This window comes from Gemella haemolysans ATCC 10379, from assembly GCF_000173915.1.
In the GTDB taxonomy this organism is placed as follows: domain Bacteria; phylum Bacillota; class Bacilli; order Staphylococcales; family Gemellaceae; genus Gemella; species Gemella haemolysans.
This window is the reverse complement of record NZ_ACDZ02000005.1, coordinates 73,343-87,260: the sequence shown is the minus strand read 5'-3', so window position 1 is coordinate 87,260 and position 13,918 is coordinate 73,343. Positions and strand designations below refer to the sequence as shown.

General features: G+C 29.7%; 19 protein-coding genes and 1 tRNA gene. 8 read left to right on the top strand and 12 right to left on the bottom strand.

Annotated features, from left to right (window positions below):
• Positions 1 to 43: 43 nt before the first annotated feature.
• The 7 genes from GEMHA0001_RS01215 to spxA all read right to left on the bottom strand — a co-directional run bounded on the left by GEMHA0001_RS01215 (position 44) and on the right by spxA (position 4,209).
• Positions 44 to 502, bottom strand: coding sequence for a DUF4064 domain-containing protein (locus tag GEMHA0001_RS01215; RefSeq protein ID WP_004263587.1), 459 nt, complete (start codon positions 500 to 502; stop codon positions 44 to 46).
• Positions 502 to 948 (bottom strand): Fur family transcriptional regulator, encoded by a 447-nt coding sequence (locus GEMHA0001_RS01210; RefSeq protein ID WP_003143964.1) that lies wholly within the window; start codon positions 946 to 948, stop codon positions 502 to 504. Before GEMHA0001_RS01210 ends, GEMHA0001_RS01215 begins: the two co-directional genes overlap by 1 nt.
• Positions 949 to 951: 3 nt before the next feature.
• Entirely contained in the window at positions 952 to 1,503 is a 552-nt protein-coding gene (locus GEMHA0001_RS01205; protein ID WP_040464247.1) for an NUDIX hydrolase, read from the bottom strand.
• Between the two features lie 22 nt (positions 1,504 to 1,525).
• Positions 1,526 to 2,446: a ribonuclease Z gene (rnz, locus tag GEMHA0001_RS01200; protein WP_003144044.1), complete on the bottom strand. Its 921-nt coding sequence runs from the start codon at positions 2,444 to 2,446 to the stop codon at positions 1,526 to 1,528.
• Positions 2,447 to 2,516: 70 nt separating this feature from the next.
• Positions 2,517 to 2,798, bottom strand: coding sequence for a cupin domain-containing protein (locus GEMHA0001_RS01195; RefSeq protein WP_003144004.1), 282 nt, complete (start codon positions 2,796 to 2,798; stop codon positions 2,517 to 2,519).
• 4 nt (positions 2,799 to 2,802) lie between these two features.
• Positions 2,803 to 3,681: a CvfB family protein gene (locus GEMHA0001_RS01190; RefSeq protein ID WP_004263345.1), complete on the bottom strand. Its 879-nt coding sequence runs from the start codon at positions 3,679 to 3,681 to the stop codon at positions 2,803 to 2,805.
• A 129-nt stretch (positions 3,682 to 3,810) separates the two neighbouring features.
• Positions 3,811 to 4,209, bottom strand: a complete 399-nt coding sequence (gene spxA / locus GEMHA0001_RS01185; RefSeq protein WP_004263567.1) for a transcriptional regulator SpxA — start codon at positions 4,207 to 4,209, stop codon at positions 3,811 to 3,813.
• Positions 4,210 to 4,591: 382 nt separating this feature from the next.
• On the opposite strand from spxA, the gene GEMHA0001_RS01180 reads away from it, so the two are divergent.
• Positions 4,592 to 4,675, top strand: a tRNA-Leu gene (locus GEMHA0001_RS01180).
• 74 nt (positions 4,676 to 4,749) lie between these two features.
• Here the strand turns inward: GEMHA0001_RS01180 and GEMHA0001_RS01175 are convergent.
• Positions 4,750 to 5,175, bottom strand: coding sequence for an HD domain-containing protein (locus GEMHA0001_RS01175; protein WP_004263443.1), 426 nt, complete (start codon positions 5,173 to 5,175; stop codon positions 4,750 to 4,752).
• 226 nt (positions 5,176 to 5,401) lie between these two features.
• Between GEMHA0001_RS01175 and GEMHA0001_RS01170 the strand changes: the two genes are divergently transcribed.
• From GEMHA0001_RS01170 to fni, 7 genes are all read left to right on the top strand, one after another.
• A complete protein-coding gene (locus GEMHA0001_RS01170; protein WP_003143957.1) occupies positions 5,402 to 5,728 on the top strand; it encodes a PadR family transcriptional regulator in 327 nt (108 codons plus the stop codon).
• Between the two features lie 21 nt (positions 5,729 to 5,749).
• Positions 5,750 to 6,400, top strand: coding sequence for a hypothetical protein (locus GEMHA0001_RS01165; RefSeq protein WP_004263577.1), 651 nt, complete (start codon positions 5,750 to 5,752; stop codon positions 6,398 to 6,400).
• A gap of 148 nt (positions 6,401 to 6,548) precedes the next feature.
• Entirely contained in the window at positions 6,549 to 7,439 is an 891-nt protein-coding gene (locus tag GEMHA0001_RS01160; RefSeq protein ID WP_003143993.1) for a cation diffusion facilitator family transporter, read from the top strand.
• A 197-nt stretch (positions 7,440 to 7,636) separates the two neighbouring features.
• Positions 7,637 to 8,443 (top strand): mevalonate kinase family protein, encoded by an 807-nt coding sequence (locus GEMHA0001_RS01155; protein WP_004263551.1) that lies wholly within the window; start codon positions 7,637 to 7,639, stop codon positions 8,441 to 8,443.
• Positions 8,425 to 9,336, top strand: a complete 912-nt coding sequence (mvaD, locus tag GEMHA0001_RS01150) for a diphosphomevalonate decarboxylase (protein WP_003144013.1) — start codon at positions 8,425 to 8,427, stop codon at positions 9,334 to 9,336. The genes GEMHA0001_RS01155 and mvaD overlap by 19 nt, the downstream gene beginning before the upstream one ends.
• Positions 9,303 to 10,292 carry a mevalonate kinase family protein gene (locus tag GEMHA0001_RS01145; RefSeq protein ID WP_003143972.1) on the top strand — a complete coding sequence of 330 codons (990 nt, stop codon included), beginning with the start codon at positions 9,303 to 9,305 and terminating at the stop codon, positions 10,290 to 10,292. Before mvaD ends, GEMHA0001_RS01145 begins: the two co-directional genes overlap by 34 nt.
• Before the next feature lie 21 nt (positions 10,293 to 10,313).
• Positions 10,314 to 11,264 carry a type 2 isopentenyl-diphosphate Delta-isomerase gene (fni, locus tag GEMHA0001_RS01140; protein WP_003144037.1) on the top strand — a complete coding sequence of 317 codons (951 nt, stop codon included), beginning with the start codon at positions 10,314 to 10,316 and terminating at the stop codon, positions 11,262 to 11,264.
• An 87-nt stretch (positions 11,265 to 11,351) separates the two neighbouring features.
• Here the strand turns inward: fni and GEMHA0001_RS01135 are convergent, their stop codons facing one another.
• The 4 genes from GEMHA0001_RS01135 to GEMHA0001_RS01120 all read right to left on the bottom strand — a co-directional run bounded on the left by GEMHA0001_RS01135 (position 11,352) and on the right by GEMHA0001_RS01120 (position 13,913).
• Positions 11,352 to 11,510 carry a hypothetical protein gene (locus GEMHA0001_RS01135; RefSeq protein ID WP_003144000.1) on the bottom strand — a complete coding sequence of 53 codons (159 nt, stop codon included), beginning with the start codon at positions 11,508 to 11,510 and terminating at the stop codon, positions 11,352 to 11,354.
• A gap of 189 nt (positions 11,511 to 11,699) precedes the next feature.
• Positions 11,700 to 11,873: a 30S ribosomal protein S21 gene (gene rpsU, locus GEMHA0001_RS01130; protein WP_003147339.1), complete on the bottom strand. Its 174-nt coding sequence runs from the start codon at positions 11,871 to 11,873 to the stop codon at positions 11,700 to 11,702.
• 213 nt (positions 11,874 to 12,086) lie between these two features.
• The gene (locus tag GEMHA0001_RS01125) at positions 12,087 to 12,989 is read right to left on the bottom strand and encodes a class I SAM-dependent methyltransferase (RefSeq protein ID WP_004263337.1); all 903 of its coding nucleotides are present in this window, start codon (positions 12,987 to 12,989) and stop codon (positions 12,087 to 12,089) included.
• 15 nt (positions 12,990 to 13,004) lie between these two features.
• A complete protein-coding gene (locus GEMHA0001_RS01120) occupies positions 13,005 to 13,913 on the bottom strand; it encodes a type II restriction endonuclease (protein ID WP_003144009.1) in 909 nt (302 codons plus the stop codon).
• Between the last annotated feature and the right edge of the window lie 5 nt (positions 13,914 to 13,918).

Sequence of the window (13,918 nt, the reverse complement as noted above, 5' to 3'; positions counted from 1 at the left end):
AATTTCACAAAAAAATTTCCGAAGGAACTGAATCTCCCGGAAATTATGCTTCACGCTTATATTTTTCTGAATTTCTTATTAATATTATTCTTATTCCTAAGAAAAAGTATATTATACAACTAATAAATAATATACCTAAACTAAAGATTAATAGTAATATACTATACACTAAAAATAGAAATGCCACTATATTATGATTTACTCCCTTTTTTAAAATCACAAAAAGTAAAAGTAAAAATAACACTACTAAAAGTGCAAAGTATAACCATGCAAGTTGTCCCATAATTTGAAAGATAAAATGCATATCTTTTGTAGAGACATTCGCACTATCTTGAGTAAGGCGCGTTTGTTCACGAATCTGATCAACAATTTTAGTTCTTAAATACTCATTTCCTACATACTCTCGAAACAGATTGATCATACCCCCAACAAACCCAATGTATATTACATAAACTACACTAGAGATAAGTAATAATATTCTCTCTAATTTGTCAAAATGCATTAATTTCCACCTTTATCCTTACACTTAGCGCAAGTACCATAAAATGATAGAGAGTTATCCTGAACTTCAAATGAGTATTCTTTTCTCATATATTCAATAAGTTTGTTAAATATAGGATTTGATACTTTCTCTATATTATTACAGTTAGTACAAATTAAATGATGGTGTAGTTCATCATCAACAGATTGTCTTAAATGATATTTAGAAACACCATTGCTGAAAGATATTTTTTCTAAGATTTTTAATTCATAGAAGATATCTAAAGTTCTATAAACTGTAGCAATACCGATATCTGGTGTTTTCTCTTTTAAAATAAAGTATAATTCTTCAGCACTAAGATGCTGTTCATCATTTTCTACTAAAATCTCAACAATTTTTTCCCTTTGAGGTGTTAGTTTATATGGTGATTGTTGAATTATTTTAATTATCTCATCATAAATAGTCATATATTATTTTGCGCCTTTCCTATTTTTTAAGTAAGATAATGCAAGCATAGTCTTACTATCAGTTATAACATTATCATCTAAAAGTTTGAATGCTTCTTCAATTTTATATTTTCGTAAATTAATGAATTCATCATCATCTGGATTCTGTTCTCCAGCATACTCTAAATTATCAACATAATATATAGTGATCAATTCTGAACTATAACCAAGAGCTACATGCACATCACATAGCATTTCTAGTTTCTCTTCTTCAACCACATATCCTGTTTCTTCTTGTAGTTCACGAATAGCGGCTAATTTCTTATTATCTTCTCCAGGCTCTAATTTACCTGCAGGAATTTCTAAAGTTACTGCTTCGATAGCTTTTCTATATTGCTCAACAAGAATTACCTCATCCTCTTTAGTAAGTGCTAATATCGCCACTGCTCCTCTATGATTTATCAGTTCGCGCGTTGAAGTTTCTCCGTTTGGTAAAGTTACTGTATGTACTTCTAAATCAAGAACTTTACCTTCGAATATTTTCTCTACTTCAATAGTTTTTTCTTCTAAATCTATTTTCATAATTTCCTCCATCTCTTTACAAAGTATATTCTTCTAGATCATGTGCAATCTTCACACTACATTTATCGCATAGTGACTCTACAACATCTTTTTCAATATTTCTATCATATCTTGCACTAATATGTGTTAAAAATAAATTTTCAACCTTACTATTTTCTATCATCTTCTCAACATCTAAAATGCTCAAATGATAATTTTTTCTCGCATGGTGCGCATCTTCTTTTAATAAGTAAGTGCACTCTGTAATAATGATATTACTATTTTTAACAAATTCATTCAATCCTTCAAAGTATCTTGTATCTGGTATAATTGAGATTTCTTTTCCAGGTTTATCTTCAGATAAAAATTCACTTGAATTATACACCTTTCCATTAAATTCGAAAGTATCTGATTCCTTTATTTCTCTATAAAACGGCCCTGGCATAATTCCTAATTCTCTTAACTTATCTGCATCTAAGCTCCCTTTTTGTTTTTTAAATATAATTTTATATCCAAAACATTCAACATTATGGGCTAATGGATAGCTAAAAACAGTAACAGTTTTATTATCTATTATACACTGTTCACTAGAAATTTCAATATATTCCACGCTATAAGAAAGTGAACAATGTGTGAACATCATGTTCTTTTCTATAAAATCTTTAATCCCTACTGGACCATAAATAGTAACCTTTGAAGCATTCGTATCTAAAAGAAAACTTCTAGAAGATAAAAAACCAATTAACCCCAATACATGATCAGCATGAAGATGGCTAATAAAAATTTTAGTTATTTTGGTTGGCTTAATGTTTGTTTTCAAAATCTGATGTTGAGTCGCCTCTCCACAGTCAAACATCCAACACTCTTTTAGTTCTTGCATAAAGTTAAATACAAAACTCTGTGTATTTCTAAATTTTGCTGGAAGCCCAGCTCCTGTTCCTAAAAATTGTACTTCCATCGTATTCCTCTACTTTAAAATTAATAATGGTGGCCTAAAAAGATATTCCATTTAAGCCACCTTATGTAAGTTATAGTTTTACTACAAAAATCTGTGCATCTTGTAAGCAAGTTATTACATGCTCTACCCCTGCTGGAATTTCTAATAGTTCAAATTCATTTACAGTCTCAACATCTTCTTCAAAAGAAACTGTAATCTTTCCACTAATATTCAATAATAAAATATTTTTGTCATTGCTATATGAGTCTGTTTGATTCCCTACTTTTAGATTCATATGTACCACTTGATATTTATCATTTTCTAATACAATACCACCTAATAGTGCATTTTTATCTAATTTTACTTTTTTCATAATCTTATCTTCCTTTACGTTTATATAACCCGTCTTCTTCAATCATAATTAATTTATTCTTGAATAATCTTCCAACAGCACGTTTGAAACTTCCCTTACTCATTCCAAACACTGCTTTAATTTCTTCTGGATCTGATTTATCTGTAAACTCACAATATCCGTTGTTTTCAATGTAATCCATGATAGCTTGACCATCAGCATCCATTCTTTCATGAGCACGAGGTAAGAATGAACCATTAATTTCTCCGTTATCTTTAACCCCAATAACACGCAAAGTAACTTTTTCTCCTAAACGTGGTTCTTTTTCACGTTCACTTTCATGAACAAAAACTTTGTAACCGTCTTTTGTTAATAGGAATGTCCCAACGCGCATTAAACGGTATGGATAAGCCTCAATATCTTTATTCTTCATATTCTTAGTTGCTTTAGAATATAATGATGCTACTATTGTCTCTGTCGCCAAACGCGCAAATAATTGTCCACTAAAATCACGACGTAAAGTAATAAATAGTTCGTCACCTTCTTTAGGCCAAACACTTCGTAACTTTGGTAAATCTTCTCCTAAAAGTGAAATTTCACGAGAGAACCCAATATCAAGACCTACTCGATCTTCCTCTACTTTTACTACTTTACTAAACGAATAATCTCCAACCGTAACTTCTGGAATATTCGGTGTTGCGAATAATTTCCCACTACGTGAAGGGTATATGAACATTGAATACTCTTCCCCAATTTCGTAATCATCTAAACTTTCTACGTCAGATTCGTTACAGCTAATTTCTTCTTCATTCGGTCCTTTAAAAACTAATGATGAACTTTTCTTTTCTACTAACTCTAAAAAATGGATTTCTCCAGTAATAAATTTTATATCTTCTCTTTCCATCAAGTACCTCTTTCTTTTATTTATTGTATAACTTTTTACAGAATTGTCACTAAATTTCATCCCATAAAAAAAGGTTGATACCTAATATCAACCTTTAAATTAATCGGAAAAAGTAGTATCAGGGCGTACTTACTTAACCATATTTTTTATTTGTTTTAATTGATTTACTCTTATTTCCTTTGGAAGGAATCTTCTTATTTCATCTTCATTATACCCAACTTGTAATCTCTTATCATCAACAATGATAGGTCTTCTAAGCATTCCTGGATTATCTTGAATAACTTTATATAATTCTTGAATTGACATACTTTCAATATCCAAATTCAATTTTTGGAAAGTTTTCGATCTGAATGAGATTATATCTTCTGTTCCGTGCTCCGTGATAGACAAAATGTCTTTAATCTCATTTGTTGTCAGAGCTTCTGAAAAAATATTTCTTTCCACAAAGTCTATTCCATTTTCAATAAGCCAAGCTTTCGCTTTTCTACAAGAAGTACAACTTGGCGATGTAAACAACGTAACTACCACCAGCACTCACACTCCTTTATAAAAATAACATTAATATTTTTATAATTCTATATACTCCTATAATTATACTACATATATTATAGTTTTACAATATACTATTGAAAAAATATTTTAATTTGTCAACTAAAAACACTTGTTTTACATTGTTTTACAGTTGACTATCCTTGTAGACATAGGCTTTATGTTCTACCCTTACATTTTTAACTTTGTAAGATAAATTAAATTATATAATAATACACTCTAACGCTACTTTACATAGCCTTACTATCTTATTATAAACTTTGTAATTAAAATTTAAATTAAATATTATCGATAATTTCTAAAGTTTTTATAAACATAGCTAAATTGACAATGCCTTTTATGTATGATATCATATACATATGCCAGCATGGCGGAATTGGCAGACGCACTGGACTCAAAATCCAGCGATGGCAACATCGTGCCGGTTCGACCCCGGCTGCTGGTATAATGATTAAGACAAGGTTTTTTAACCTTGTCTTTTTTATATATAAATACCTAATTATTAATAACTACCACCCTCTAAGAATTTAAAAAATCAATAGCTTTTTGATATTTTTCTTTTCTCTTTATATCTTTTTCAGTAACTTTTATTAATCTTGTTAAGTCTGAATTATGACGTAAGTCTGCTAATTTCACTGCTCTAGCAAGTTTATTTTTCTTTACTGAACTTAAGTAACTTTGATAGTCTTCTCCCCTCTTTTTAGTTATAATATCAACTGCTTCTAAAACTTCTTTAGAAAAATCATACTTATTCAAATCCTCCAATGTTAATTCTGTATCTTCAATAACATCATGAAGATATGCTACTGCTTTTTCTTCATCTGTTTTTACAAAACTAGCCACCTTTTCAGGATGTTTTATATAATCTTCTCCAGCTTTATCAACTTGTCCTAAGTGGGCTTTTTTAGCTATTTCATAGGCTTTTTCACTTTGAGATTGTTTCATATTTTTATTATATACTTACCTATTTTGTTAGTCAAACCATAATAACATGAATTATCAAACAATTCTTTGTTATAAAACCTCTATTCAACTATATACTCAGCAGTCATTTAATTTAACTATTTTGCTTTACAAGATAGCCTGTTTATGATAGTATTATGTATAACAAGATAGCGCAAATCAATAACTTTTTTATTAATAAATAGAGACTTAAGAAAGGAGTTACAGAATGGAGATAAACACTTCCCAAATACTAAAAGGCACATTAGAAGCATGTATTTTACAGCTAATAAAAAATAAAGAAATGTACGGCTACGAAATAACTGAGCAACTTTCCAATTACGGGCTCGATATGGTTGCCCAAGGAACTATCTACCCTCTACTTTTAAAATTAGAAAAGGAACATATGGTGACTAGTTACTTAAAGGAGAGTACCTCTGGACCTCCTAGAAAATATTATTCAATTACCAAAAATGGTGAAGAGTATATAAACTCATTTAAAAATGTATGGGGAAATATAAGTACTACAATAACAAATATTTTAGAAACTAAATAATATCGATAGGGAGGAATTATTATGAACATCGCTGACTTAATAAAACAAAACAATCAACTTAGACCTCAACTTAATGAAGATAATAAGAAATATTATGAAGAACTTTTAGTTGCTTGTCGGATGAAAAATACTACAAAAAAAGAATCAGAACTAGAAATTCAATTACTGGAAATATTACAAGATTTGATCCTATATCAAAAACAAGGAAAAAACTTTACCGATGTTTTTGGAAATGATATAAACAAATTATCTTCATCAATAATTGCAGAACTACCAAAGGAAAACAAAATGAAAATATTAAGATTTTATCTAGTTTATCTTTTAATATTTATTATTATTTCTCTAGTACCTTCTGTATTCACTAGAACTATCGAGCCAATTACAATAATGTTCTTTATATCATTATCTTTAGGATCAGCAGTTTGCTCATATCTATTAATTTATAAAAAAACAGAGAAAAATAAATGGTTTAAACATATTTCTTCGTTAATTATATTGTGGATTTCTTTTTCTTTGATACCTATTCTAATTGAATTAAAGATGATTCCAGAACACTTTTCTCATAAAGTATCAGTATCTACTAACTTCTTATACTTCTTTGGAATTTTTAGTGCACTTTCGTGCATATACATTTTTTTAACTTTTAAAAAATACTATTCTAAAAAGATATAGTAAACTAGCTCGACTATTCTATTTGTCGAGCTAGTTTTTATATAAGTTCACCTCAGTGAAATAATTTTAATTTAAAAATAACATTTTTTCTCTTGAATAATTTTTTTAAACCTGTTATAATGGTAAAACATTATTTTAGGAGGAAGCCATGAATAATTCGATTTTCGATAAATTAAAACATGCTGAACAAGGCGCTAAACTTAGTATTTTATCATATTTGCTACTTACAGTATTAAAACTTGGCGCTGGTATATTCTTTAAATCATCAGCACTTGTTGCCGATGGTATTAACAATGCTACCGATGTAATTTCATCAGTTTGTATTCTTATCGGTTTGAATATTTCCAGAAAACCAGCAGATGAAGATCATCTATACGGTCACTTCAGAGCTGAATTAATTTCAACATTAATAGCCTCATTTATTATGCTATACGCTGGAATTGAAGTAGTAATGTACGCAGTAAAAAAAATCATCTCAGGAACAATTGAACAACCTAGTATACTGTCAGCAGTTGTAGCATTTATAGCAAGTGTAATTATGCTTGGTGTATATTTCTATAATATTCGCCTTGCTAAAAAAATTGGTAGCAAGTCACTTAAAGCTGCGGCTCTTGATAATCTTAGTGATGCCCTTGTTTCTATCGGTACACTAATAGGGATTATTGCTACATATATAGGTATTCCAATAGCTGATTCAGCAGTCGCAATTATCGTAGGATTACTTATTATTTACACATCAGTTAGTATCTTCAAAGAATCTACACATGTTCTTACTGATGGTGTAGATACTGAAGTGATAGACAAGATTAATGATATTGTAACTGACATCAACGGTGTAACTTCTATAGTCGATACGAAGGGTAGAACTCATGGCTTATTATACTTTATCGATATTACGGTTACCGTTGATCCTTCTTTAAATGTTAAACAAAGTCACGATATTACTGTTAATATTGAAAAAGAACTCTCTAAAGAATTCTATTATTGTGAAACTTTAGTACACTTAGAACCACATGGTATTCCATGTCATACATATTAAATTAATTTTGATGAAATTATACTCACTATAACACCTGTTATTTCAAGTATAATTTCATCTTTTTTATTGTTCGTACGTTTGACAAAAACTAATACTAAAAGTATAATTATTGTACATATAAAAGTATTTTTAGTCTTAGTTATTTTTTAATTAAATAGCTTAAAATAATACTTAAATAAAATTGGAGTTTTTAATTTATGACACACGCAAAAGCAATATTCTTCGGTGAACATGCCGTCGTTTATGGATATAAAGGAATAACTATTCCCCTTCCGCAGATGAACGTCGAAGTTACATTAGAAGATACAGAGACAATTCAACAACGTGATGAAATTTTAAGTTTTATCGCTGATACATGTGGAATTGATAAAAAAACAAAAATTAATATAACTAGCACTATTCCAGTTGGACGTGGGCTAGGATCTTCTGCTGCGCTGAGTATCGCTATTGCACGTGCTAAAAAACTCCCAAATGTACGAGAAATTGCAAATAAATGCGAAAAATTTATTCACGGCAATCCAAGTGGTATAGATGTTAATCAAGTACTTAGTGATACTCCCCTTTTATTTTCTAAAAAAGAAGGAGCTAGTGAATTAGATTTTGACTTGAATAGTTATTTACTAATTATCGATACAGGAGTTGTTGGAATTACTAAAGAAACTCTAAAACATATAGCAGATAATTATGATAAATATGAAAAATATATTGCTGAATTAGGTGAAATCACTGATTTAGTAATCGAACCATTAAAAAATAAAAACATCGATCTTGTCGGACATTATATGTACAAAGCTCACGACTTATTACAAAAGCTTGGGGTAAGTCACGCTAGTAACGATGAGGTTGTGGAAATTTGTAAAAATAATAATGCAATCGGTGCCAAACTAACTGGTGGTGGCGCTGGTGGATGTTGCATTAGTCTTAGCAAAACAAAAGAAAATGCATTAGAAATTCAAAATGCATTAAAAGAGAAAGGATATTCATCATGGATAGTTACAGTTTAGGTTATGCTAATATTGCCCTAGTAAAGTACTGGGGGAAAAAATCTAAAGATCCTGTCTTACCTTATAATCCTAATATTTCTTTAAGATTAGACAATCTTTTATCAAAAACAAAAATCGAGAAAAATAATAATAATATTGATGAATTTTATATCAATGACGAAAAACAGAGTCAAGAAGAAGTAGATAAAATGATTAAATTCATCTCAAAATTCACACCAACAAATCGTGAAGCTATAACTATTAGAAGTTATAATACTGTACCAACTGCCGCAGGGCTTTCTTCAAGTTCTAGCGGTACTATGGCTTTAGTTCTTGCTTGTAATGAATATTTTAAATTAAATAAAACTACTAAAGAATTAGTTGAAATAGCTAAAGAAGGATCTGGTTCTTCTTGTCGAAGTTTCTATAAACTTGCTGCATGGCTTGAAGATGGAAGTGTTGAAGAATTACAATGTTCTTTAGATTTTGGAATGATGGTTCTTGTAGTTAACGAGGATAGAAAGAAAATTTCTAGTCGTGTTGCTATGGAACGCTGTGTTCAAACATCAACAACTTTTGATGCTTGGGTTGAAAAAGCTAAAGGTGATTTCGTATTAATGAAAGAAGCTTTAAAAGATGCTAATTTCGAAAAAATCGGAGAAATTACAGAAAGTAATGCTTTAGCTATGCATGGTACTACTTCTACATCTACTCCTAGCTTCTCATTCTTAACAGAAGAGAGTCATATGGCAATGGATATTGTAAAAGAACTACGTTCTAAAGGTTATAAATGTTACTTCACAATGGATGCTGGTCCGAATGTGAAAGTACTTTACTTAAGGGAAGACCAAGACAAATTATATGAGGAAATTTCAAAATTATGGAAGAAAAAAATCATTTTGTGCATGGAGTAGCCTATGGTAAACTCTATCTCGCTGGAGAATATGCGATTTTAGAGGATTACGCTTCTGCACTAATAACAAGTGTTCCTAAAAAAATTACAGTATTTGTAGAAAACAGTAATGAAACTACTATCTTCGATACTATAAATAAAACTTCTGTTGGCCTTCATGAAGAGAATAGTAACTTCACTCTTGTTCAACAATTTATTCTATTTTTAACAGAATATACAAATTGTAATAAAACATTTTCTCTTACTATTTACAATGAACTTCACAATGACGATAAAAAATACGGTTTAGGTTCTTCTGGAGCCGTACTTGTAGCTATAGCCCGTGCTATATTATCATTTAAAAATGTAGCTTATAACGATTTAACTATTTTCAAGCTAGTTGCCCTATTCAATATCAAACACAATCTAAGTGGATCTATGGGGGACGTTGCTGCAAGCATTAATGATGGTATTACATATTATGAGAAATTCAATGCTGAATTCGTTAATAATATGATACGTCAAGAAAAGTCTGTTAAAGAAATAATAAACACAGATTGGGATGGTCTTCGTATTGAGAAAGTTTATCCAAAAGCTAATTTAAGCATACTAGCACGTTGGACGGGTGAGGCTGTGGATACGAAAGAACACGTAAAACTATGGAAAAAACATAAAGACAACTACAAAGAAGAATTTAGAGTTTTTGTTGAAACTTCTAATAAACTAGTTAAAACTTTAAAAGAGAATTTAGAAGAAACAGATGCTACATCTGCTTTAAGTACTATACGAAAACTTAGAGAAAATCTACTTTATTTAGAAAGTTTCTCAAAAATACCTATGGAAACAAAAGCAATGAAAAACTATATTGAAAGTCATTCGGCTGGTAAACAAAGTGGTTCAGGTAGTGGTGACATTGTATTAGGATTCGAGAAAAATAACGACAAGTATCAGCTACAACTGAACTTAGAAAAATTATAATATATTAAGAAAGGATTAATTATGAGAAAAAAAGATCATATTAGACTAGCTCTTGCTGATAAAACAAAAGTAACTAGCTTAGACTCATACGCAATTGATTACAACAGTATCCCCCTTTTCGGATTAGACGATGTCGATACTTCTACATCAGTTTGTGGTGACCATTGGGAATTTCCATTCTTCATAAATGCCATTACTGCTGGCGGAGAAGATTGTAATAAGATTAATCAAGACTTTATGGAAGTTAGTGAAAAATGTGGAATTAAATTTTTCCCAGGATCATACTCTCCTGCTCTTAAGAATAAAGAAGACGAAGAAGCTTATCCAAAAGGATATTCAGTAAACTTAGGCTTAGATAAAGATCCAAAACTTGTTTTAGAAGCAATTGAAAAATCACAAGCAAAATACATTCAACTTCATACTAATCCTCTTCAAGAAATAGTTATGCCAGAAGGAGATCATAATTTCGAAAGTTGGTACGCTAACCTAAAAGAAGTCAGCTCTAAATCTCCTATTCCTGTAATCTTAAAGGAAACAGGTTTTGGTATGAACGAAGCTACTATTAAACTAGCCATCGACTTAAATATCCCTGCTGTAGACATTAGTGGAATGGGTGGAACAAACTTCGCAAGAATCGAAAATGGACGAAGAACTGATAAATCAACTTACCTAGAAGGAATTGGTTATACTACAGCAGAAAGCCTAGAGATAGCCTACTCTTATAAAGATAAAATTGATATTATCGCAAGTGGAGGTATTCGTAATCCACTTGATGTTGTAAAATGCCTAGCTTTAGGTGCTAAAGCAGTTGGTGTTTCTAAAATATTTTTAGAAATTCTTGTAAGCAAAGGAAAAGATGCTTTAATTCAAGAAATTGAAAAATGGAAAAAAGAAGTTAAATTTTTAATGATCTTAATGAATGCTAAAACAATCGCTGAATTAGATAAAAAAATAAGAAAAATAGAATTTTAAAAATAAGATTCCGTCCTTATTGGATGGAATCTTATTTTAATTTATACTTGAAGCAACTCAAAAATCTCGATTTCGGATCAACCACTACTATTTTTGAGTTTCATCTTCTAATGCTGATAGTCTTTTAATTGCTTTATTTAAATCATCTTCTAAACTATTAATTTTAGATTTATTCTTTTGATTTTCCGCAATTAAATACCAACATGAGATTAATAACATAACATTTAAACAAACTATTGCAAACATACTATTCTCCTAATGTTTATAATTAAAATTAGAATAACACAATTTCTCTCTTTTAACAAGAGATGCTCTATTCATTAATAATAGATATAAAAAAACCTCATCTTACGATGAGGTCATTATTTCTAAATAAATCTAAAAGAGGGAAAATTTTTAGATTTTATTAATAAATTGCGTGTTAATTACCAATTATTAATATTTACGTTTTCTAGCCGCTTCAGATTTTTTCTTACGACGAACGCTTGGTTTTTCATAAAACTCACGTTTACGAACTTCTTGGATAGTTCCGTTTTTAGAAACAGCACGTTTGAAACGACGTAGTGCATCTTCTAGTGATTCATTTTTACGAACTACAGTTTTTGACATTGGATTTCCCTCCCTCCGATACTACAAAATCTTAATTTAATACTTAATTAAATGTTTAAGATATAAAATAAATACAAACATTCAATCAATAAGACTGCTTTTGAGCAATCTACTTACATATTGTATTATATTCTTACGTTCTTGTCAACCTTTAATAGCAATTTATTAACATATTTCTACGAAAATAACCTTTTCATTTATACATTAATGATACTATTTTTCTGATAACCAATTTTTAAATTCTTCAATAAAATTAGCATAACCTTCTTTATTTTTGTGGCTAGGTACTTGTGCTAAGAATACTTGATTTGGCAATTTAGTTTGTTCTTTTTTAGTTATTAAAATAATAGCTTTTTGTTGAGATGCATTTTTAAACATCTCATCTGGTAATGTAATTACCGCATTTAAATTAATATCTTCTTCTAAGAATTTTTTGAAATTATCTTCAAGCTCAAGAACCTTCTTAGGTACTACTAGTACCCCTACACCATTATCATTTAAGTAATTAGCCGCTTGCTCGATGAATAATAAAGCATTTAAGCTATATCCTTCAGCACTACAAAGTTTATAGTTTAGGCTATTATCCTCATCTGCATAATATCCAAAAGGTACATCACTGATGATAACATCTTGCTTCTTAATATTTAAAGGTTTAAGAGCATCTTGATTAATGATTTCAACATTAGTTTCTAATAAATTGAAAATATTTTGTTGTAATCTAGCATAATTATTATCAACATCAACAGAAGTTAACTCGTATTCACCTTTTGATAAAGCTGATAAGTTAATTAAGAAGTTTCCACTTCCACTAGCAAAATCAGCTACAGAAATCTTCTCATTATTGTATAAATACTCTAAAATATGAGATACATACATAGTTATAACTTCCGGTGTAATGTCATAACTAGGATTATTTAACTCTTTAAGAGCTTTTAATAGTAAAAACTGATAAGCTTTTTTAATATCCTCTTTAGAGAAATTGTCTATAATATCAAAATAATCTTCATCATTCTCTAAAGTTAAATAATTCACTAAAGAGTCAAAATACAACCCTTCACCTTTATTTTCTTCTACTTGTTTATCTATCTTAAAAAATAATTTTTCTAAATCTGACATGGTTCCTCCTATATATTATTTTTTAAACAAATCAAATAAATATCCTTGTTTTAACATTTCTAAATTAAAAATATTGTCTATATGCCCAAAAGCTTCAGATAAAGGATAACGTGCCGTATGCCATCCTTGTCCATCAGTTACCCATGAAAAACTCACGTCATCTTTAGCTGTTTGAATTAATTTACTTAGTTCCGTAAATTCTCCAGAGACAGATTTCAATTTACTTCCACCGCCACCATAGTAGTTAGTTTCAATAAGCCATACTTTATTTTTTTCTTTTGAAAACACTGCAATATCAAAACGACGTTCCGATTTATCAACTGGTACTTCAATTCCCCAAGAACTTCTTATATAATTTGCTGTTGCTTGAGCCTTGTAAACTAAATTTTGATCAGTACAAATTTTTTCTACATTTCGCTCTAAAATATTCTCCATAGTTGTTCCACTACGATTTTTTCTCGCATTACTGTCTAAACCGGCTTCCACACCATAAACATAATCAACCAATGAACGGTTCGCATCTTTCTGTAAAAATTCTAAAAGACCTGCATCTTTCATGAAATCTACATACTTTCCTAATTGACTACTATCAATATTCTTGAAATCTAGTTGGTAAAAATTCATAATATCATCTACATCAAAGAATAATATATCTAAAATTTTTTCTCTACTGGCTATTAAGCTAGGAATAGCTTTCAATAGCTGTGGTTGCTTCTGAAACAATTCTAAAGCCTCATTATAAATATCTTCTTTTCCTATTAAATAATTTAAAGTATGCAACTCTAACTCAAATACTTTTGTTTCTCTTCTTACTTTATCCCAATTCACATAATACTCTGGTGTTCTATTAGTAACTGATAATGTAGAAAAGAAATATTCTAATTTGTCATCAACTTGACTTGACAAATACTCATTAAACCTCATTTCAA

Bases quoted from the DNA above. Each gene is read 5' to 3' on its own strand.
- GEMHA0001_RS01170 (WP_003143957.1), top strand. From the start codon at position 5,402: ATGGAGATAAACACTTCCCAAATACTAAAAGGCACATTAGAAGCATGT.
- GEMHA0001_RS01135 (WP_003144000.1), bottom strand. From the start codon at position 11,510: ATGTTTGCAATAGTTTGTTTAAATGTTATGTTATTAATCTCATGTTGG.
- GEMHA0001_RS01175 (WP_004263443.1), bottom strand. From the start codon at position 5,175: ATGAAACAATCTCAAAGTGAAAAAGCCTATGAAATAGCTAAAAAAGCC.
- GEMHA0001_RS01160 (WP_003143993.1), top strand. From the start codon at position 6,549: ATGAATAATTCGATTTTCGATAAATTAAAACATGCTGAACAAGGCGCT.
- rnz (WP_003144044.1), bottom strand. From the start codon at position 2,446: ATGGAAGTACAATTTTTAGGAACAGGAGCTGGGCTTCCAGCAAAATTT.
- rpsU (WP_003147339.1), bottom strand. From the start codon at position 11,873: ATGTCAAAAACTGTAGTTCGTAAAAATGAATCACTAGAAGATGCACTA.
- GEMHA0001_RS01120 (WP_003144009.1), bottom strand. From the start codon at position 13,913: ATGAGGTTTAATGAGTATTTGTCAAGTCAAGTTGATGACAAATTAGAA.
- GEMHA0001_RS01145 (WP_003143972.1), top strand. From the start codon at position 9,303: ATGGAAGAAAAAAATCATTTTGTGCATGGAGTAGCCTATGGTAAACTC.
- GEMHA0001_RS01190 (WP_004263345.1), bottom strand. From the start codon at position 3,681: ATGGAAAGAGAAGATATAAAATTTATTACTGGAGAAATCCATTTTTTA.
- GEMHA0001_RS01125 (WP_004263337.1), bottom strand. From the start codon at position 12,989: ATGTCAGATTTAGAAAAATTATTTTTTAAGATAGATAAACAAGTAGAA.
- fni (WP_003144037.1), top strand. From the start codon at position 10,314: ATGAGAAAAAAAGATCATATTAGACTAGCTCTTGCTGATAAAACAAAA.
- GEMHA0001_RS01195 (WP_003144004.1), bottom strand. From the start codon at position 2,798: ATGAAAAAAGTAAAATTAGATAAAAATGCACTATTAGGTGGTATTGTA.
- mvaD (WP_003144013.1), top strand. From the start codon at position 8,425: ATGGATAGTTACAGTTTAGGTTATGCTAATATTGCCCTAGTAAAGTAC.
- GEMHA0001_RS01155 (WP_004263551.1), top strand. From the start codon at position 7,637: ATGACACACGCAAAAGCAATATTCTTCGGTGAACATGCCGTCGTTTAT.
- GEMHA0001_RS01210 (WP_003143964.1), bottom strand. From the start codon at position 948: ATGACTATTTATGATGAGATAATTAAAATAATTCAACAATCACCATAT.
- GEMHA0001_RS01165 (WP_004263577.1), top strand. From the start codon at position 5,750: ATGAACATCGCTGACTTAATAAAACAAAACAATCAACTTAGACCTCAA.
- GEMHA0001_RS01215 (WP_004263587.1), bottom strand. From the start codon at position 502: ATGCATTTTGACAAATTAGAGAGAATATTATTACTTATCTCTAGTGTA.